This is a genomic window from Pseudomonas sp. G3-19, assembly GCF_054855875.1.
Window position 1 is genome coordinate 1,204,102 of record NZ_JBMPIQ010000003.1, and the last position, 19,875, is coordinate 1,223,976.

Sequence of the window (19,875 nt, forward strand, 5' to 3'; positions counted from 1 at the left end):
TCCAATGAGCTTTGTCATCTGGGTCGCGGTGCTTGGCGCGGTGTTGCTGACCCTCGCGTTGACCTCGTCGTACCTGCGCTGGATGCCGGTCACCACTTCGGCCGTGTGCCTGCTGCTGGGGATCGCGCATCGGCCCCAGCGGTCTGGATTTACTGAAACTGTCACTGGAAAACGCCTCGGTGTGGATGGAGCACCTCACGGAAGTGGCGGTGCTGTTTTCGCTGTTTGTCTGCGGGCTGAAGTTGCGTCTGCCACTGGCGCGACAAGCGTTGGCGGATTGCGTTCGGGCTGGCGGGCCCGGTGATGGTCTTGACCATCGCCGGGGTCAGCGTATTGCTGCACTGGGGCCTGCAACTGTCGTGGGGGCCGTCGCTGCTGATCGGGGCGATGCTGGCACCGACCGACCCGGTGCTGGCCGCTCTGGTGCAGGTCAACGACGCACGGGATGTCGACAGCGTACGCTTCGGTCTGTCCGGTGAAGCCGGGCTTAACGACGGCATCGCTTTTCCGTTCGTGATTCTCGGCTTGCTGCTGTTGCAGGCCGACGCGCAACCCGGCGCTCGACCGATTGGGTGCTGCACGGTTTGCTCTGGGCGGTGCCGGTCGGTTTGCTCACCGGTTACTGGATGGGGCGCGGCATCGGTCGGTTGACGCTGTCGTTGCGCATCCGCAACGACGACAGCACCCTGAGCCCGAATGATTATCTGGCGCTGTCGCTGATTGCTCTGGCTTATGTCGGCGCAGATGCGATTGGCGGTTATGGTTTTCTGTCGGTATTCGCCGCCGGCCTCGGCTTGCGTCAGGAAGAAGTCAAATCCACCGGCGCCAGCCAGCCGCCCGCCGAACATCTGGTGCAACCGGTGGTCGGCCACCAGAACATCGAACCGCAGCACGCGGTGCACGGCGATACCGAACGACTGGAGAGCAGTCAGGTCGCCGCCGGCATCATGATGGGCGACATGCTCTCATTCGGCAGTCTGGTGGAACGGGCCATGGAAGTGTTTCTGGTGACCCTGCTCGGCGTGGTGCTGGTGCCGCATTGGGACTGGCGGGCGTTGGCCATTGGCGCGGTGCTGTTCTGCGTGGTGCGTCCGGCCTGCGTCGCGTTGATGCCATGGGGCAGCTTGCTCGACGGTGGTCAGCGGCTGTTGATCGGCTGGTTTGGCATTCGCGGGATCGGCAGCCTGTTCTATCTGTTTTACGCCTTGAACCATGGCCTCAGTCCTTCAGTCGCGACGTTGTGCACCAACATCACCCTGTCCGTGGTAGCGCTGAGCATTTTACTGCATGGCATCAGCACCCAGCCGCTGCTGGCGCGCTACGAACAACGGCAAAAACGAAAAAACTGATTTTTCCGGCGGCAATATGTCGGGAAATCCATCGAAGTTTTTTCTGAAAATAAATGGATCCCTCGGCCAAAACCGACAGTCACAACCATAACCCCTCGCTGGATGCACTCGGCGGGGTCCGGCAGGTTCGGTTCCCCTGCGGCTTGCAGCCCATGAAGAGGAATCTTTGGATAACAAGGTCACGGTCATGAAAGAATGCTCGACTCCGGCACAAATCAAGGCTTGCAGGGCTTTGGCCCTGGAACGCAATCGTCAACTGTTCGAAGATGCCCATGCCCTCAACCGAGCGGCTTACGAGCTGCTGGAAGCGGACAATCTGGACCTCGAACAGTTTGAGCACTATCGAGCAATGCGCCGCAAAGCCGATGCGAAGTTCGAGGAAGCCATCGATCACTTGTGCGTCCTCAACGAAGACTTCCCGCCGATTCCAATGTCACCGCATCACTCGCAGGAATTGCGTCGGCAACTTGAAACCGTCGAATAAAGCACACAAGAAAAAGCCCGGCAGCGATGTCCGGGCTTTTTCTTTGGGCGGCGTTCAGCCCCCGGGGTTGGTCACCTGAATGAACACTGCATAAGCTCCGAGCAGGATCCAGAACGTGGCGAAGATCCATGGCGTGCGCACCGAAAACAACAGCGACTTGCGATAGCCCTTGTGGCTCGACTCCATTTCACTGAACAGCGGCGACTCGTCGTAAGCCATGCCCATGATCGGCTCGCTGCGCAACAACTCGCTCTGCTTGTAGTGCCAGTGATCGATGATGTCGTACGCCGCACGAATCCCCGGCCAAGCGTTGAGCGAACTGAGCAACCCGAGCAGTGCGAGAAACGGCGGCACCACCAGCGTGAACAGCTTGCCCCACTCGGGGTTGAGGTTGGCCATGCACGAAGCGAAGGCAATCACCAGAAACGACTGCGCCGCGAGATAGGCATCGGTGCGATTGGCGAGGATGCTGGTTTCGTACTGGATTTCCTTGCGATAGAAATCCAGCCGTTCCTTAGGTGAGCCGAACATCTTGGCATCGTGTTCGGTCAAGTGCTCTTCAGCGCTGGGCTGAGTCAGTATGCGGGGCAAGGGACGCGCACTCCGTGGCGGGGAAACCTTTTAGAAGGCCCTCGCCACGGACAAGTTCAGGCGGATTCACTTCATCGACTGCGCGATGATTTCCACCAGGTTGAGCTGGGTGAATGGCTTGGGCAGACGCGGCAATTGCGCGGCAAAGCCTTCCAGACGTTCGGCGTAACCGGTGGCCAGAATGATCGGCAGATCCGGCTTGAGCAAACGCACCGCATGCGCCAGTTGCGCGCCGCTCATCTGCGGCATGGCCATGTCGGTGATCATCAGATCGATGACTTCGTCCTGCTCGAACAACGCCAGCGCCTTGGCACCGGACGTGGCGCTGATCACGCGATGGCCAAGGTCTTCGAGCAGCAGCGTGGTGCTGGTCATCACCAGCGAATCGTCGTCCACCACCAGCACGCTGAGGCGCGGCACCAACACCGGTTTGACCGCCGGGTAGAGGTTTTTTGCCGTCTCCCCGGCTAACGCCACCGGTATCCACATTTCAGCGCGGGTGCCATGGCCTTTTTCGCTCTTGAGAATGAAACGGCCACCCAGTTGCTCGATAAAGCCATGCACCATCGACAAGCCCAGCCCGGTGCCCTTGCCCACGCCCTTGGTGGTGAAAAACGGATCCCTGGCCGAACCCAGCGTGGCTTCGTCCATGCCCTCACCCGTGTCGATCACGCTCAGGCACACATAGCGTCCCGCCGCCATTGACGAATGGCTTTGCTCAAGCACGACTTCCGGCTGCGCGCAAATGCACAGGCTGCCACCGTCGGCCATGGCGTCGCGGGCGTTGGTCGCCAAATTGAGCAACGCCAGTTCCAGTTGGTTGCTGTCGGCCAGCACCGGTTGCAGATCCTCGGGAAAGCGTGTCTCGATGCGAATCCCGGGGCCTATCGAGCTGCGCAACAGTCCGGTGATGCCTTGCACCAGTTGCGGAATATCGACCGGCTCGGTCTTGAGTTCCTGACGGCGGGCGAAGGCCAGCATGCGTTGGGTCAGCGATACGCCACGCAATGCACCCTGCGTGGCGTTTTCCAGCAGACGGCTGTTTTTCGGGTCGTCACCGATGCGCTTTTGCAGAATCTCCAGATTGCCCAGAATCACCGTCAGCAGATTGTTGAAGTCATGGGCGATGCCGCCGCTGAGCTGACCGATGGCCTGCATCTTCTGCGCCTGGAACAACGCCTCACGGGTCTTTTCCAGCGCCACTTGCGACTCATGGGCTTCGGTGACATCGCGGGTGATCTTGGCAAACCCGAGCAGCGTGCCGGTTTCGCCGCGAATGGCATCGACCACCACGTGGGCCAGAAACCGCGTGCCATCCTTGCGCATGCGCCAGCTCTTGTTCTCGAAACGGCCCTCGCGGGTGGCAATCTCCAGCGCCCGTTGCGGTTCGCCGGCCACGCGGTCTTCCGGGGTGTAGAAAATCGAAAAATGCTGGCCGATGATTTCTTCCGGCTGGTACCCCTTGATCCGCTGGGCGCCCTGATTCCAGTTGCTCACACGACCTTCGGGGCTGAGCATGTAGATCGCATAATCGGTGACACCCTGCACCAGCAGGCGGAACTGCTGCTCGCTTTGCTTGAGGGTTTCCTCGGCCATCTTGCGGTCGGTCAGGTCGCGGGTGATCTTGGCGTAGCCGAGCAGTTTGCCGTTGGGATCAATGATCGGATCGATGACCACATGGCACCAGAAGCTGGTGCCATCCTTGCGCACCCGCCAACCCTCGCCTTCGAAGCGTCCTTCGTGCAGCGCTGTGTCGAGCGCGCGTTGCGGCAGACCCGCCGCACGATCATCGGCGGTATAGAAGCGCGAGAAATGCTCGCCGAGAATCTCCGCCTCTTCGTAGCCCTTGAAGCGTTTCGCGCCGGAGTTCCAACTGGTGATGATGCCGTCCGGGTCGATCATGTAAATCGCATAATCGACCACCGCATCGATCAGCAGACGAAAACGCATCTCCTCGATCGCGGCAGTTTTGCTCGGGTTGTCACTCATCAGGTTCACCGCTGGTTTTCATTAGCGCAAGTATGCGGCAATCCGGCGCCATGGGAAGGTGCAAACGCGCTTCTATTCACGGCGTGATCAATGGGTTGATTGAGGACGAGTCGGTGCCGAGCGACCACCAGCGTGGCAGCAGTTGCTGAATGCGCGGTTCGGCGAAGCGGTCATCGATCAGCATCACCACGCCACGATCTTCACGGGTGCGGATCACCCGCCCGGCGGCCTGCACCACTTTCTGCACGCCCGGATACAGATAGGTGTAGTCGTAACCTGCGCCGAAAATCGCCGCCATGCGCCGTTTCAACTGTTCGTTGACCGGGTTGAGCTGGGCCAGCCCCAGGGTCGCAATGAACGCGCCGATCAACCGTGCTCCGGGCAGGTCGATACCCTCGCCGAACGCACCGCCCAACACGGCGAAGCCGATGCCCTGGCTGTCGGCGGTGAACTGATCGAGAAAGGCCTGCCGCTGCCCTTCGGCCATGCCCCGGGACTGCTGCCACAGATTGATCTGCGGATGGCGTTCGGCGAGCAGCGTCAGCACTTGTTGCAGGTAATCGAAGCTGCTGAAGAACGCCAGGTAATTGCCCGGGCGCTCGCTGAACTGGCGGGCGATCAGCTCGACGATCGGTTCCAGCGACGCCTGGCGATGATTGAAGCGCGTCGAAATGCGGCTGACGATCTGCACCTGCAACTGTTCGGCGCTGAACGGTGACTCGACGTCTATCCACACTGTGTCGGCCGGCGTGCCGAGCAGATCGGCGTAATAGCGTCGCGGGCTCAGCGTCGCCGAGAACAACACGCTGCTGCGCGCCGCTTTCAGGCGCGGGCCGATGAACGCCGCCGGCACCACGTTGCGCAGGCACAACTGCGACAGCGGCCGCTTGCGCTCAAGGTCGCGCTTGCTGATGTCGAACAGGTAATGCTCGTCGAACAGCTCCGCCACCCGGCCGAACTGCAGCATGTCGAAGTAGAAGGTTTGCAGTGCGCTGTCGAGTCCCTGCGGATGATCATTGAGGTAGTCGCCGATGGCCGCGCTGCACAACGACACCGCTTGCAGCAGTTTCTCCGGGGCCTTGTCGTAGGCTTGATACGGCGCCAGTTGCGGCTGATGCAGCGCGTTCCACTCGCGGTTGACCCGTTGCAGGGATTTTTTCAGCACTTCGGGGGCAGTCTTGCGCACACTGGCCAGCGCGGCCTGATCGAGACTGGCGCTGTACATCGAGCGCCCGCGCTCGACCAGGTTGTGCGCTTCATCCGCCAGCACCGCGACTTTCCACTGATTGAGCTGGGCCAGACCGAACAGCAGCGCGCTGAAATCGAAGTAATAGTTGTAGTCCGCCACCACCACGTCGGCCCAGCGGGCCATTTCCTGGCTCAAGTAATACGGGCACACCGTGTGCTCACGGGCCACTTCGCGCATCGCCGCCTGATCGAGCAGATTGATCCGGCTGGCCGCTTGCCGGGCGGCGGGCAGGCGATCATAAAAGCCCTGGGCCAACGGGCAGGATTCACCGTGACAGGCTTTGTCCGGGTGTTCGCAGGCCTTGTCGCGGGCGACCATCTCCAGCACCCGCAGCGGCAAGCGTTCAGACTGATCGAACAACACCTGACTGGCATCCAGCGCCAGTTTGCGCCCCGGGGTCTTGGCGGTCAGAAAGAACACCTTGTCCAGTTGCTGCGGCGCCAAAGCCTTGAGCATGGGGAACAGCGTGCCGAGGGTCTTACCGATCCCGGTGGGCGCCTGGGCCATCAGGCAGCGGCCGGTGCTGACCGCTTTGAACACCGATTCAGCCAGATGCCGCTGGCCGGGGCGAAAGTCGGCGTGGGGAAAGCTCAATTGCTGCGCGGCCAGATTGCGCGCCTCGCGATGGGCCATTTCCTGCTCGGCCCAGTTCAGGAACAACCGGCATTGTTGTTCGAAAAATTCCTGCAAGACCGGCGCACTGAAGGCCTCGACCAGACAGGTTTCCTTTTCGCTGACGATGTCGAAATACACCAGCGCCAGATTGATCTGCTCAAGCTCCAGCTTGCGGCACATCAGCCAGCCATAGATTTTCGCCTGCGCCCAATGCAGCTGGCGATGGTTGGCCGGTTGCTTGCTCAGGTCGCCGCGATAGGTTTTGACTTCTTCCAGACAGTTCTGCGCCGGGTCATAGCCGTCCGCCCTGCCCCTGACTTTCAATTGCAGAAACCCACCTTCCAGCGCCACTTCGCTTTGGTATTTGTCGCTGCGCCGCGAGGCCACGGTGCGGTGCCCGAGCATGCCTTCGAGGGCTGTCGGCGAAGGGGTAAAACGCAGGTCGAGGTCGCCGGTCTTGGCGGTGAACTCGCATAGGGCACGGACGGCAATGCTGTAGCTCAAGCGCTCTGCTCCGCCCATTGCACGTAGCACACGGCGACCGGCATCTGGTGTTGGTGGCAGAACTCCAGCCAGCGCAGTTGGTTGTCCTGCAAGCGGTCACCGGGGCCTTTGACTTCGATCATGCGGTAGGTCTTGTGCTGCGGCCAGAACTGGATCAGATCCGGCATGCCGGCGCGATTGGCCTTGATGTCGAGCAGCAGGCGATTGAACCAGTGCTTGAGGTGTTCCGCCGGCAAACACGCCAGCGCCTGCTCCAGCAGTTGCTCATTCAACGCGCCCCAGAACACGAACGGCGACTGCACGCCCCATTTGGCGGCGAAGCGCTCACGAATGGTCGCCGCATAACGGCCGTCGTCGAGTTGGTCGAGACAGGCCTGGAACAGTTCGGCACGGCGTTGCTGAAAGTCTTCATTGAGCAAGTCCACCGGCCCGCGCTGGAACGGATGAAAGAACGCCCCCGGCAACGGCGCAAAAATCGCCGGCCAGCACAACAGGCCGAACAGCGAGTTGATCAGGCTGTTCTCGACGTAGTGCACCGGGCCGCTGTCTTCGTGCAAATGCGCCTGCACGTAAAACTCCACAGACAATCCCGGATCAGTGCGCGGCAGTTGCAGATCGAGGCGCTCGACCGGGCGTGGCGTTGCCCGTTTGAGCGGCGGCCCGCCGAGTTTGCGTCGCAGGCGGGGCAGCATCCGCTGCAGACTCTGCTGTTCGGCGGCGCTTTCCGGCGCCTGTTCGGCGAGGCTGGCGAGCTCCAGCGCCAGTGCGTATTCGCCGCAGCGCTCCAGCACGCGGATCATTCGCTGACGGGCGCCGGGGTAGGCGCAATCGCGGTAAATGCTCAACGCCAGGGCGAACTCGGCGATGCGTTCGCAATACTGGCCGATCTGGAACAGCACCTTGCCGCGCCGCCGCTGCAGCCACGGGTTGTCGAACTGCAACGCGCGGACCTGCTCGACGATGGGCTCCAACGGTTCACCGGCTTCGAAAAGCAGTTGGCAATGATGCAGGAACAGGCAGGCGTCAACGTCTTCACGGCTGCGCAGACCACGGGAGTCAGCGCAGAACTCGACTTTTTCGTAGGTAAAGATCCCGAGGTCGGCGAGGACGAATTCCGACCAGTCCTGATAAAGATTGCCGAAGAACATCAGACGCAGGCGGTCGCAGAGGTCCATGATGGTCAGGCTGAGCAAGCGGTCGCCGAGCGTCGGTGCCCAAACGGAGAGGCTGCGCGACTCGCTGAATTGCTCGGCGAGCGGCGGCAGCCAGTCGTCCTTGCGGCCCTTGGGTTGCTCGATAAAGCTACCGAACGCCTGCAGCAGTTCAGCCTTGAGCAACACGTCGAACACTTCGGGCATGCTCAATAAAGCCTGATCGTCGAGCCAGCCGTGACGCAACAACGGCTGCGCGGCGTTGCTGATGTCCCCGATTTCCGGGTAGTTGAGTTTGCCGAAGCGGAAATGCACGCCCTTGCGCATTATCATGCGCACCAGCAAACCCTGCGAAGCGCGTGGCAAGGCCTTGAAGTCGCGGATAAAGCCGTGCTCGGATTCGCTCATCACATCGGCATAGCGAAGCTCAAGCCAATCAAGCACTTGCCGGAAGTTGTTGAGGTAATAGAACGGATCGTCGAGCGGGTTGGCAGTCACGGTAATTCAGGGCCATGGCGAGCGAATACTGGTTATGCGTACAGATACCAGCTCTGCCCCGTCGCGTGCAAACGGAAAAAGATCAGTGGCAGCGGCAATCGGGATTTTTTCAGGGTGCCATCGAACTTTTCCCCGTTCGATGGCACCAACCGCGTTAGAGACCGAAGTCGGTCAATTGATATGGAATGAGGGATTTGAGGTGGGTATGAACATCAAGACTCTGGGTCTTCCCCTGGCGGTAGCAGCCTTCCTGGCATTGGGCGGCTGCTCGACACCGACCGTGGTGACCTTGCAGAACGGTACTCAGTATTTGACCAAGGACATGCCGAAAACCAAAAACAAGGACGGGTTCTATGAGTTCGAGGATATTTCCGGGACCAAGGTGAGAGTCCGCGGCGACGAGGTCGCGACGGTGCGCAAGGAAGACTGACACCCTGCTGTACGTGTAGGAGCTGCCGAAGGCTGCGATCTTTTGACTTTGTTTTTCAAGATCAAAATCAAAAGATCGCAGCCTTCGGCAGCTCCTACAGGGGAAGTGTTATCCGCCTGGGTTATTCGAAAGCAGGCAGGCCCACAATGCTGTGATCGCAACTGAAATGCTGCTCACCGCGCCGCGCCAGCTCCGCTTGCAGACGCCGGCAGCGCTCCAGATCCTGTTGGGTCATGCGGTCAATGCTCAGATTGCCAGTGGCTTGCGCTTGTTTGTCATCACCGCGCCGAAACGTCACGAACGGCTGTTCGGGCTGGATCTGAAACAGGCTTTTCTCTTCGACCGGCTCGGCTGCTTCGGTCTTCGCCGGTTTCGGCAATTGATCGCTGCTGATGCCGTAGCGGCTCAAAATCGAGGTTTGAGGCAGATCGGCCCAGGCATTGGCCGATAACAGCGCCAGTCCGACAATCCCGACATACCCCTTGAACCTTTTCACGTGTGCATCTCCTGTACTCAATGGCGGCTGGCTATAGAACGTGTGTGCACGTGCTGGCTTTAGGCCGCTTCTGCTGTTTGCAGAGCTTTTGAGTCAGGGTGTGGCTGTTGAGTCACTTTTGATACCGAGTTGTGGCGAGGGAGCTTGCTCCCGCTTGAGCGCGTAGCGCTCACAAAATCTTCAGGGCCGCTTCGCGACCCAGCGGGAGCAAGCTCCCTCGCCACAGGTTACGGATGCATCAGGCGATCACAATTCCATCGGCACTGAGGCTATTCAGCGCCACCCCAACCAATGTCACCGAATCCCCGCCAAACTTCAGCACCGTGTCCTGCCCCACCATCGAGGCATGCGCGCGGAAGTCATCATTGGGCAACACACCCTGCACGCCAAGGAACACCAGTTTGTCGTTCGACGTAAAACCTACCACCCGATCCTGACCGAACGCGCCGTTGAACAGGAACGTATCCGCCCCGCCCCCCGATTCCATCAGGTCATTGCCGGCGCCACCGATAAACACGTCGTTGCCGACGCCGCCAATCAAATGATCGTTGCCATCCAGACCAAACAACCAGTCACCGCCGGCATGCGCCTTGAGCGTATCGGCGCCGCTGGTGCCTTTGACGCTGGACTCATACTGAGTGACGTTGCTGCCGACCTTCAGACCGCTGGCCGTGACGCTGTGGGTCACGTCGTCCTTGAACAGCCCCCAGAGAAAGCCCGGCTCCTTGGTGACGATGCTACCGATGTCGCGGGTGATGCTGATCCCGCCGTTGGCGTCGCGCACGTACAGATTGCCGGCGCCGTCGTTGGCGAAGTCGAAGGTGTTCACCGACTTCTGCAAATCGAGGGTGTTGTTGCCGGCGCCACCGAGAATCACGTTGTAGCCACCACCGTCACGGAAAGTGTCATTGCCGGCGCGACCTTCGAGGTAGTCGTTGCCGCTGCCGCCCTGGATCAGGTCATTACTGTCACTGCCGATGATGAACGTGCTGCCCTTGTGGGTTTCGGCGTTGCGGTTCAGATCCTGCACCCAGGTGTTGGCCCGCGCCGGGTCCGACAGGTTGGCGACGATGATCGTCGAGTCCTTGCTGGTCAGGTCGTAGAACTTCGACTCGATGATGCGGTTCATGCCGTCGCCGTAAGCGGTCGGCAGGTGCGAGATCCAGGTCGGGATATTGAGAATCGAGAACGGCAGCAGATTCCACGCGGTCGAGGCGTAGTGATCGTTGAAGCTGACGATGTTGTCGGTGGCCGATTCCTTGGGCGCGTCGTGCACGCCGACCGAGGCGCCGGTGAAGGTCGAGCCGTCGAGGGCGCGGAACACCGGATCGTTTTCGTAACCGACGTTGAGCACTTTGTCGGTGCTGCTCTGGGTCGGCGAGGCGTAGGCGATGTAGTTGGAATCGGCGAAGAACCCGCCCCACTTGCCGCCACTCAGGTCAGCCATGCTGTTGACCGCCAACCCGCCGAGGCTGTGGCCGCTGACCAGCACGTCCTTGCCGCTGAGGCCGTTGGCCTTGGCGAACGCCACCACGTCATTCAGTAGATTGCCGAACGCTTCGCCGACGTAATTCTTGGCGTAGTCCTTGGGACCGAACGCTGCCAGCAGGTCGTTGATCACGTCGCCGATGGAATCGAGGATCAGGTTTTCCCGCGGGCCGCTGGTGCCGCGAAAGGCGATACCGATTTCCGTGATATGGCCCTGGGCGTCGTACTTGCCGAGGATTTCCACCTGAGCGGTGGTGTAACCGGCCTTCTCACCGAAGAAGGTTCCGCGCGCGTCGGTCTTGCCGTCGTAGCCCAGTTGCGAGGCGGTGATCGGTGTCCAGCCAGCCTTTTTCACCGCGTCGAGGGCGAGTTTTTCCGAGTCGGGGTTCCACGGAATACCGGGGATCACCCCTTGCGAATCAGTACCGCCGAGCAGCGCAGTCACCAACGTGGCCGGCAGGCCGAGACCGAAGCCGTTGTGCTGATAACCGGCGGCAAAGCCGTTATCGAGGTTGTGGTAGGAATACAGCGTGATCGCCATGGCATCGCTGAACAGCGCCTTGGAATCGGCTGTGCCGAAGTTCTTGTAGTCATACACACCCATTGCTATTGCCTCTCTTTTGTTGGAATTGTCAGAGATAGCTCACAGCCAGGGCGCCCCTCACGGGCACGCCCCGGAGCATTTCAGTACTACTTGCATTGCTTTTAACTGTAGGAGTGAGCCTGCTCGCGATGAGACCGTGTCAGGCAACATGGATGGAGACTGACTGACCGCGATCGCGAGCAGGCTCACTCCTACAGGGTTTGTCTTAACAAGGAGCTAGGCGAACACGAACGCCGAGTCCGACAGGTTAGCCACTCCCACCCCGACCAGGGTCACGGCATATTCGCCAATCTTCAGCACGGTATCGGCCCCCGACTGCACAGCATGCTGCTTGTAGTCGTAGCCCTGCCCCGCGCCTTCGACGCCCATGAACACCAGTTTGTCGCTGCCCTGATATCCATTGATCGCGTCGAAACCGAACGCGCCGCTGAACAGAAAGGTGTTGTTGCCACCCACCGCCGTCATCACGTCGTTGCCGGCGCCGCCGACGAAGGTTACGTGGCCCTTGTCGCTGATCAGCTTGTCATCGCCACCCAGCCCGAACAGCCAGTCACCCTCGGCGCTGGCGTGTAGTGCGTTGCCATACGCATCGCCGTTGAGCGAATGGGTGTACTGGGTCAGTTCGCTGCCTTTGGTCAAACCCTTGGCCGTGACACCCCAGGTGATTTCCTTGCTGCCCCACCACGAACCCGACTCCTTGCTCACCAGCGCGCCGATGTCGCGGGTCATGCTGATGCCGCCGTAGGCGTCGCGCACGTACAGCGTGCCGTCGCCGTCGTTGGCGAAGCTGAAGTTCTGCAGCGGTTTCTGCAGCTCGAAGGTGTTGTGACCCTGGCCGCCCAGCAGAATATTGAAGCCACCGTCATCACGGAACCGATCATCACCACCCAGGCCTTCGAGGAAGTCGTTACCCGCCCCGCCCTTGAGCCAGTCGTTGCTCTGCGTACCGATGATGAAGGTGCTGCCGGTGTGCGGCTCGCCGCTGCGCCCCAGATCCTCGACCCAGGTCTTGCCCCGGGACGATTCCTCAAGGTTGGAGACGATGAGGGTCGAGTCCTTGTGCGTGAGGTTGTAGAACTCCGAATCGATCACCCGGTTCAAGCCATCGGCATATCCGAGCGAGCTATGGGCCGACCAGTTCAGCGGATTGACGATGCTGAACGGCACCAGGTTCTGCGCGGTGGACGCGTAGTTGTCGGTGAAATTGACGATGTTGTCGGTGGTCGACTCATGCGGCCCGTCATGCTTGCCCAGCGAACCGCTGCTGAACGTGGTGCCGTCCAGCGCACGGAACACCGGATCGTTTTCGTAACCAATGTTCAGCACGTTATTGCCGGTGCTGCTCTGGGTCGGCGAAGCGAACGCGATGTAGTTGGCGTCCTTGAAGTACCCGCCCCAGTTGCTGGCACTCAACTCGGCCACACTGTTGACCCCGAGGCCACCGAGGCTGTGGCCACTGAACAGCACGTCCTTGGCGGCGATGCCGTTGGCGATGGCAAACGCGGCAACGGACTTGAGCAGGTTGTCGAAGGCATTTTTCGCGTAGTTGCTCGCGTAATCCGATGGCCCGATGGCGGCCAGCAGGTTGTTCTTCATGTCGCCGAAGGTATCGCTGTAACCCAGTCCGCCAGTGCCGCGAAAGGCCACGCCGATGCCGATCAGCTTGCCGCCGGCGTCGTACTTGCCGAGCACTTCAGCCTCGGCGCTGGTGAAGCCGTCCTTCTCGCCGAAGAACGTGCCTTGGGCGCCGACCTTGCCCTGATAACCCAGCGCCGTGGCGCTGAGCGGTTTCCAGGCGGTGGCCGGCAACGGCTGGCCGGTTGGCGTGTAGGCATACAGCGTCAGTGCGATGGCATCGCTGTATAACGCTTTGCCATCGGCATTTTTATAATCGAACAATCCCATGTTGTGCTCTCTCTTCCTTCAAAACCGGCAGCCCCCCAAGGGACTGCCGGCACGCTTTTAGAACTGCCAGTCGAGGGTCAGACCCACACCGTGGTCTTTCTCGTTGTTACCGATCAGTCCGTTGTAGTCCAGGTTGACCCGGACATCGCGATTGAGCGCCAGCCCGGCGCGTACGCCGACCACCGCCGCGTCACGATCCATCGACACACTCTGCACAGTGAAGGCGCTGTTGCCATTGGCGAAGGCCAGGTGGCTGTCAGCATCGACACTGCTCAGGTTGTGCTGCCAGCCGAGGGTCGCGCCCAGTTCCAACCGATGTTTGTCCGACAGCGCGAAGCTGCGCTTGGCACGCACACCAAGGGTCGACAGCACCACGTCGCGGTTGTCTTCGCCGCTCTTGAGCGCCGCAGCATCACCCTTCTCGGTGAAGCTGTCGGTGTTCAAGTGCACGTACGACAGGTTGGCGAACGGCTCCAGATTCAACGGTTGCAGGCGCAGATCGTAAGCCGCTTCGGTGAACACCTGAGTGGTCGCCGCATCGTGCTTGGTTTTCTCTTTGCCATTGACGCCCGCGAACTGCAGATCACGCTTCACATCCACGCGATGCCAGCTGTAAGCCGCACCGGCGGTCAGACGCAGCGCATCAATCTGATGCCCCAGGTACGCACCCAGGTGGTAGCTGTCGACCGAGGCCGACGAATGCGTGTCGCTGCCCATGTTCAACGAGCTGTCGCTATAACCGGTAACGAAACCCAGACGCGTATCTTCAGCAATCAAACCGTCGACACCGGCCAGCAGCCCGCCAATGGAGCTGTTGGAGTCGGCGTTTTCATGGCCGCCATCGCTCTTGCCCCACGAACCCAGTACCTTGACCCAGGCGTTGCTGCGGTCGTCGGTCGGTGCGTCGGCATTGAACAGATCACGCTCACGCAGACGCTCGCCCACCGCTTCACGCAGGTAGCGACTGTCGTTGATCAGCATCGTCCCAATGGCGGGATGAATCTCGCCGGACAGTTGCTGGAAGGCTTGTTGCGCCGAGGCCGCATTCGGCGAAAGCAGCAGGGTTTCGAACAGCGCATTGCCCGCGCCCAGACCCTCGGCAGCCGCGCCAACCGCACGCTGGTTCGGCGTCAGGCCGACACTGGCGAACGACGCGCCGTTGCGCCCGACGTCCAGTTGCACGCCGTTTGCCGAGTACGCCAGGGTGCCGCCGAGGAACGCGTAGTTCGGCAGCACTTGCCCGAACTGGCCTTGGATGCCACCGGCCGCTTGCAGGATGTTGAACTGCGAACCGAGCAGGCTCTTCACTTCAGTCGTCGTCAGCAAGGTCGGGCTGTTTTCCAGCGACAGACTGACCGTGGCGCCATCGATCAGCGCTTTGCCACCAGCAACGATCTTGTCGCTGCTGGTCGGCGAGACTTCCACCGCGTAGGTCGAACCGCGCTCGAAGGTCACGTCACCGGCGACGTTCAGCGTGCCGATCGAGTTGCCCGGGGCGACGGTACCGCCGCTTTTCGCGGTCAGTGCACCGATGCGGCCGTTACCGCCGAGGATGCCGCTGTCGTTGACCGTGACCGCCGAAGCCAGCGAGCCATTGATCGCCAGACGCCCCTGATTGACCAGAGTCGGGCCGCTGTAGGTGTTGTTGCCGGTCAGCACCAGCGTGCCGATGCCCTGCTTGGTCAGGCCGCCGTGACCGGAAATGTCGTTGCGCCAGGTGTCGAGGCCGCAAGTGATGTCGGTGCACAGGCGCTCGGTCGGTTTGCCCTTGTCGATGATCGCGCCGATGCCCGGCAAGTCCGCGACAAACTGCCCGGAACCGTAGGCCCCCTGAATGCGGAACTCTTCCGGGATGTCCTGCTCGGTGACGAACATCGCCGGGCCGTCGATGCCTTTGCGCAGGTTGATCATGCCCCAGCCGTACAAGGCGTCGACGCCCGGTGCGCCGAGGTCGGTGGCGGTGGTACGCAGCACCGTGGCGACCTGATCGCCCGTCATGTACGGGAAGCGCTCCATCAACACCGCCATCGAGCCCGCCACATGCGGTGCGGCCATCGAGGTGCCGTTGTAGTTCTTGTAGCCGGTGGTCAGGTTATCGGCGTTGGTGCCGCTGATGATCGAGCTGTAGATCTGCGTGCCCGGCGCCGAGACGCAGAAGCTCGCGGTGTAGCCGCAGCGCGAGGAAAACGTACTCATGATGTACGGATTGGCGCTGGCCAGATCCGGGTTCTTCTGCAACGCGGCGACGGTGATCCAGTTCGGCGCGATGTCCGGCACGAAGTAGCCGAGGCCGGCGATGGCGTCCGGGTTGTTCAGGTTGTAATCGTTACCGGCGGCGAAGATCGTCACGATGCCGCTGCGGGCGGCGGCGATGGCGCCGTCGTAGGCGCCGCCGGGCTTGGTGCCGAGCAGTGTGCGGATCTCGTTGAACTGCACTTGCGCGTCGTTGACGGTGAAGTGCGGATACGCCGGGTCGCGGCCGCCGAGGTCGAAACGGTCAGTGATGCCGATGCCCCAGCTGTTGTTGATGATCCGCGCGCCACTGGCGATCAGCGCATCCCAACCGGCCTTGTACACCGCGCCGTCGTTGCCACGGACGATGCCGTCTTCCGGGCCCGGGTCGCCGTTATCCGCGCTGATGATCTGCGCACCGAACGCCACGCCGTGCATCGGCCCGCCGTCACGGCTGCCGGCAGCGATGCCACCGACGTGGGTGCCGTGGGCACCGAGCTTGCCGTCGGAACCGACCGAGGGCGAACCGTCATAACGGAACGCATCGCCGGCTTTGACCGGGATGTACGGGTCGGTGTATTCGCGGATTCCGCTGGTGACCAGGGTGATGACTTTATTGGCACCGGAGAACTCCGGGTGCGCGGCGTACACCGGCTGGTCGAAGATCCCCAGTTTCACACCTTTGCCGGTGTAACCGGCGGCGTAAGCGTGATCCGCGCCAATGGCGCCCAGGCCCCATTCCGCCTGGAACTCGGCGCTGCGCCAACTGGCGGGATCGCCAGTGCGGCCGCTTTCCACGTAAGGCGCCGCGTGCGCGGTGCCCCAGGTGGTCAGCGCACAAATCACGGCGCAATTGAGGGTTTTCATGGCGAAGCGACCGCCCGTTTGCGCGGGGGTTTTGTTGTTATTCATCCAGCGACCTTCCTTAGTGTTGTTGCGAAAAATCCGTGTACCAGGCCCACACCCGGGCATGGGAAATAACGCTTGTGGCGAGGGGATTTATCCCCGATGGGGCGCGAAGCGACCCCGAGCAGCTTCCAGTAACCGAGTTGTCCGGGTGAGCGACTGCTGCGCAGTCGATTGGGGATAAATCCCCTCGCCACAAGTGTGTGTTCACCTGACCTGCGGGGTTTGTTTCAGAACTGCCAATTCAGGCTCAGCCCCACGCCGTGGCTCTTCTCGCGGTTGGCCAGTTGTCCGTTGTAATCGAGGTTGACTCGCACGTCCTTGCTCAGCGCCAGGCTGGCTTGTACGCCGACCAGCGCCGCGTCACGCACCAATGCCGAACTCTCGACCGCGTACGGTGTGCTACCGCTGGCAAAGCGCAGATGCTGTTCGGCGTCGATGTCGCTGAGGCTGTGCTGCCAGCCGAGGTGGCCGCTGACGTCCAGTGCCTGTTGCGCCGACAAATTGAAGCGCTTAACCGCACGCACACCGAGGGTGCTGAGGACCGCATCACGCTGGTCGCCGGAGCTTTTCAGCGCCGCCGCGTCGCCCTTTTCCGTGAAGCCTTCGGTATCCAGATGCACGTAAGCGAGGTTGGCGAACGGCTCCAGTGCCAGCGGCTGCAGGTTCAGCCGGTAAGCCGCTTCACCGAAAACCTGCGTGGTCGCCGCATCGACCTTGGCTTTCTGTTTGGCGCTGACGTCACCGTATTGCAGATCGCGCTTCACATCGGCGCGATGCCAGCTGTAGGCCGCGCCAGTGCTCAGGCGCCAGGCGCCGATGTCATGACCGGCGTAAGCGCCGAGGTGATAGCTGTCGACCTTGGCCGACGAATGCGTGTCCGAGCCCATGTTCAGCGAGCTGTCGCTGTAACCGGTGACCAGACCGATGCGCGTCTGCTCGTCCAGCGCGCCGTCAACACCGGCGAGCAAACCGCCGATTGAGGTGCTGTAGCGCGAGGTGTCGTTACCTGAGTTGGTCGAACCCCAGGCGCCGAGGGCCTTGATCCAGCCATTGCTTTGCGTGGCGTTGGCATCGTGCAGACGCTCACCGACCGCGTCGCGCAACTGGCGGCTGTCATTGATCAGCATCGAGCCGAGCGCCGGGTAGATTTCGCCGCTCAATTGCTGGAAGGCTTGCTGCGCCGAGGCGGCAGACGCCGACAGCAGCAGGCTTTCGTACACCGAATTGCCGGCGCCGAGGCCTTCGACGGCGGCCGCCACCGCACGCTGATTCGGGGTCTGCCCGACGCTGGCGAACGAGGTGGCGTTGCGCTGAATGTCGAGCTGAATGGCGTTGGCCGTGTAGTCGAGGTTGCCGCCGATGAACAGGTAATCCGGCAGCACCGCGCCGAACTGGCCCTGAATACCACCGGCCGCTTGCAAAATGTCGTACGAATGGCCGAGCAGGCTGCGGGTTTCAGTGGTGCTGAGCAGGGTCGGACTGTTTTCCAGCGACAGGCTGACCGTGGCACCGCTGATGCTCGCGGTGCCGCCAGCGACGATGCGGTCGCTGCTGGTCGGCGACAGCTCGACCGCGTAGGTCGAGCCTGGGGCGAAGGTCACGTCACCGGCCACGCTTAAGGTGCCAATGGAGTTGCCCGGCGCTACGCGGCCGCCGCTGTTGGCGAGCAACGAGGCGATCCGCCCGGAACCGCCGAGGGTGCCGCTGTCGTTGACGGTCACCGCCGAGGCCAGCGAGCCGTTGACGCTCAACAAGCCGCCATTGACCGTGGTCGGGCCACGGAAAGTGTTGTCGCCGGTCAGCAGCAAGCGCCCTGCCCCGGACTTGATCAGGCTGCCCTGATAGACCCGCGTCGCCGCTGCGGCATCGCGCGCCATACCGACGGCGTAGTCGGTCTGATCCTGCTGAGTGGCGCCGGCCGGAATACCGTTCTGCCAGCCCTTGTCCTGCAAGGTCTGCTGCCAGGCGCCGTGTTCGGCGAGGTCTTCGCGCTGGCGCTGAATCAATGCTTTGTCGGAGATGTCATTGCTCCATACATCGCTTTGCCCGGCCGTCAGATTGGCATCGAATGCACCGAGCAATTGCCCCGGCCCGCGCATTGCCCGATTGAGGTTGGCCACGCCCCAGCCGACCCGCTCGGTCGGCGCATCGGTAATCGAGCCGTCGAGTTGCGTGGCGGTGGTCAGCAGCACTTCGAGCGCCTGCTGATTATTCATGTACGGGTAGCGTTCCATCACCAGCGCCAGTGCCCCGGTAGCGTGCGGCGCGGCCATCGAGGTGCCGGACTTGATTGCGTAATCGCCACCCGGAATGGTGCTGTCGATCTTCGCCCCCGGCGTGGTGATGCACCAGTATTTGGCGATGCCGCACTGGTTGTACTTCTGCTGATTGCTTTGGTCCAGCCCGGAGACTGCCAGCCAGTGGCCTTCGAGGTCCGGCTGAAAGTACGGCAGCGCCGAGCGCACGCTGGCGTTCGGGTAGCCGCTGTTGCCGGCACTGAACACGTTGATCACGCCACGGCGCGAGACGTCCGCCGCCGCGTCGAGCCAGGTGCCCTGATTCCAGTGTTGAGCATAAGCGGCATGCAGATCGGCCAGGGTGCGATAGCTGACATCCGGCGGCTGACTGCCCCAACTGTTGTTGATTGCGCGCACGCCGGCAGCGGCCAGGGCGTCATACGCGGCTTTGAAATAACGCGGGTCGGGTTTCGGGCCGAAGAGGAAGCTGTCGTTGTTGTTGGTGTTGCCGACGTAGATTTGCGCGTTGTACGCCACCCCGTGCATGCCGGTGCCGTCACGGCTCGCGCCCATGGTGCCGACCACGTGGGTGCCGTGGGAATCGTTGTTGGGGTTGAGGGTGCCGTTGACGTTGAACAGTGAGCCGTCGACGTAACTGCCGGAGGCCAGCACCGGGTGATAGCGGTCGCTGGCGAACTCGGGATGGGCGGCGTCGAAGCCGGAGTCGAGGGCGCCGATCTTCACGCCTTTGCCGGTGATGCCGGCAGCGTAGGCCTGATCCGCCTGCATCCGCGCAAGGCCCCAGTCACGCTGGAATTCGGCGCTGCGCCAACTGGCGGGATCGCCGGGCTTGCCGGTTTCAAGGTACTGCGCATTGGCTTGCGCGATGGAAACTGCGAGCAACAGGGTGCCGACCGCTGCCGGCTTGATGCGTACTTCCATGTTCACCACTCACTTTTATTGTTTTATGCAGGTTCTTCTGCGGTGTAAAACCCTCACCCCAGCCCTCTCCCAGAGGGAGAGGGAGCCAATCCGGGTGTCTTGAGCCATGCATCGACCTGAGAAACCGAGTCGATTATGGATTCAGCACCGCTCACTCATATCGGTGCCCATCTGGAACACCCCCCATTCAGTCCCCTCTCCC

Annotated in this window: 11 protein-coding genes and 1 pseudogene; 3 read left to right on the plus strand and 9 right to left on the minus strand. The window is 61.7% G+C overall.

Annotated features, from left to right (window positions below; all coding sequences use genetic code 11):
• The first annotated feature begins 4 nt into the window (after positions 1 to 4).
• Positions 5 to 1,349: pseudogene (locus ACOYXI_RS05540) on the plus strand (cation:proton antiporter).
• A 187-nt stretch (positions 1,350 to 1,536) separates the two neighbouring features.
• A complete protein-coding gene (locus ACOYXI_RS05545) occupies positions 1,537 to 1,833 on the plus strand; it encodes a hypothetical protein (RefSeq protein WP_096796774.1) in 297 nt (98 codons plus the stop codon).
• Between the two features lie 54 nt (positions 1,834 to 1,887).
• Here ACOYXI_RS05545 and ACOYXI_RS05550 read toward each other — a convergent pair whose 3' ends face one another.
• The 4 genes from ACOYXI_RS05550 to ACOYXI_RS05565 all read right to left on the minus strand — a co-directional run bounded on the left by ACOYXI_RS05550 (position 1,888) and on the right by ACOYXI_RS05565 (position 8,430).
• Positions 1,888 to 2,424 (minus strand): hypothetical protein, encoded by a 537-nt coding sequence (locus ACOYXI_RS05550; RefSeq protein WP_047597231.1) that lies wholly within the window; start codon positions 2,422 to 2,424, stop codon positions 1,888 to 1,890.
• A gap of 66 nt (positions 2,425 to 2,490) precedes the next feature.
• Positions 2,491 to 4,413: a hybrid sensor histidine kinase/response regulator gene (locus ACOYXI_RS05555; RefSeq protein ID WP_461674499.1), complete on the minus strand. Its 1,923-nt coding sequence runs from the start codon at positions 4,411 to 4,413 to the stop codon at positions 2,491 to 2,493.
• 76 nt (positions 4,414 to 4,489) lie between these two features.
• Complete coding sequence (locus ACOYXI_RS05560; protein WP_461674500.1) at positions 4,490 to 6,781, minus strand: ATP-dependent DNA helicase; 2,292 nt, start codon at positions 6,779 to 6,781, stop codon at positions 4,490 to 4,492.
• A complete protein-coding gene (locus ACOYXI_RS05565; protein WP_461674501.1) occupies positions 6,778 to 8,430 on the minus strand; it encodes a VRR-NUC domain-containing protein in 1,653 nt (550 codons plus the stop codon). The genes ACOYXI_RS05560 and ACOYXI_RS05565 overlap by 4 nt, the downstream gene beginning before the upstream one ends.
• A gap of 205 nt (positions 8,431 to 8,635) precedes the next feature.
• On the opposite strand from ACOYXI_RS05565, the gene ACOYXI_RS05570 reads away from it, so the two are divergent.
• Positions 8,636 to 8,860 carry a YgdI/YgdR family lipoprotein gene (locus ACOYXI_RS05570; RefSeq protein WP_064590001.1) on the plus strand — a complete coding sequence of 75 codons (225 nt, stop codon included), beginning with the start codon at positions 8,636 to 8,638 and terminating at the stop codon, positions 8,858 to 8,860.
• A 121-nt stretch (positions 8,861 to 8,981) separates the two neighbouring features.
• On the opposite strand, the gene ACOYXI_RS05575 is transcribed toward ACOYXI_RS05570, so the two are convergent.
• The 5 genes from ACOYXI_RS05575 to eprS all read right to left on the minus strand — a co-directional run bounded on the left by ACOYXI_RS05575 (position 8,982) and on the right by eprS (position 19,673).
• Positions 8,982 to 9,356: a hypothetical protein gene (locus ACOYXI_RS05575; RefSeq protein ID WP_134786444.1), complete on the minus strand. Its 375-nt coding sequence runs from the start codon at positions 9,354 to 9,356 to the stop codon at positions 8,982 to 8,984.
• Positions 9,357 to 9,594: 238 nt separating this feature from the next.
• A complete protein-coding gene (locus tag ACOYXI_RS05580) occupies positions 9,595 to 11,448 on the minus strand; it encodes a polyurethane esterase (protein WP_461674502.1) in 1,854 nt (617 codons plus the stop codon).
• Positions 11,449 to 11,664: 216 nt separating this feature from the next.
• The gene (locus tag ACOYXI_RS05585) at positions 11,665 to 13,353 is read right to left on the minus strand and encodes a polyurethane esterase (protein ID WP_461674503.1); all 1,689 of its coding nucleotides are present in this window, start codon (positions 13,351 to 13,353) and stop codon (positions 11,665 to 11,667) included.
• Positions 13,354 to 13,410: 57 nt separating this feature from the next.
• Positions 13,411 to 16,497, minus strand: a complete 3,087-nt coding sequence (locus tag ACOYXI_RS05590; protein WP_461674504.1) for an autotransporter domain-containing protein — start codon at positions 16,495 to 16,497, stop codon at positions 13,411 to 13,413.
• 224 nt (positions 16,498 to 16,721) lie between these two features.
• Entirely contained in the window at positions 16,722 to 19,673 is a 2,952-nt protein-coding gene (gene eprS, locus ACOYXI_RS05595; protein WP_461674505.1) for an autotransporter serine peptidase EprS, read from the minus strand.
• Between the last annotated feature and the right edge of the window lie 202 nt (positions 19,674 to 19,875).

Excerpts from the sequence above, each read along its gene's own strand:
- ACOYXI_RS05545 (WP_096796774.1), top strand. The coding sequence starts at position 1,537 with ATGAAAGAATGCTCGACTCCGGCACAAATCAAGGCTTGCAGGGCTTTG.
- ACOYXI_RS05555 (WP_461674499.1), bottom strand. The coding sequence starts at position 4,413 with ATGAGTGACAACCCGAGCAAAACTGCCGCGATCGAGGAGATGCGTTTT.
- ACOYXI_RS05570 (WP_064590001.1), top strand. The coding sequence starts at position 8,636 with ATGAACATCAAGACTCTGGGTCTTCCCCTGGCGGTAGCAGCCTTCCTG.
- ACOYXI_RS05580 (WP_461674502.1), bottom strand. The coding sequence starts at position 11,448 with ATGGGTGTGTATGACTACAAGAACTTCGGCACAGCCGATTCCAAGGCG.
- ACOYXI_RS05585 (WP_461674503.1), bottom strand. The coding sequence starts at position 13,353 with ATGGGATTGTTCGATTATAAAAATGCCGATGGCAAAGCGTTATACAGC.
- ACOYXI_RS05590 (WP_461674504.1), bottom strand. The coding sequence starts at position 16,497 with ATGAATAACAACAAAACCCCCGCGCAAACGGGCGGTCGCTTCGCCATG.
- eprS (WP_461674505.1), bottom strand. The coding sequence starts at position 19,673 with ATGGAAGTACGCATCAAGCCGGCAGCGGTCGGCACCCTGTTGCTCGCA.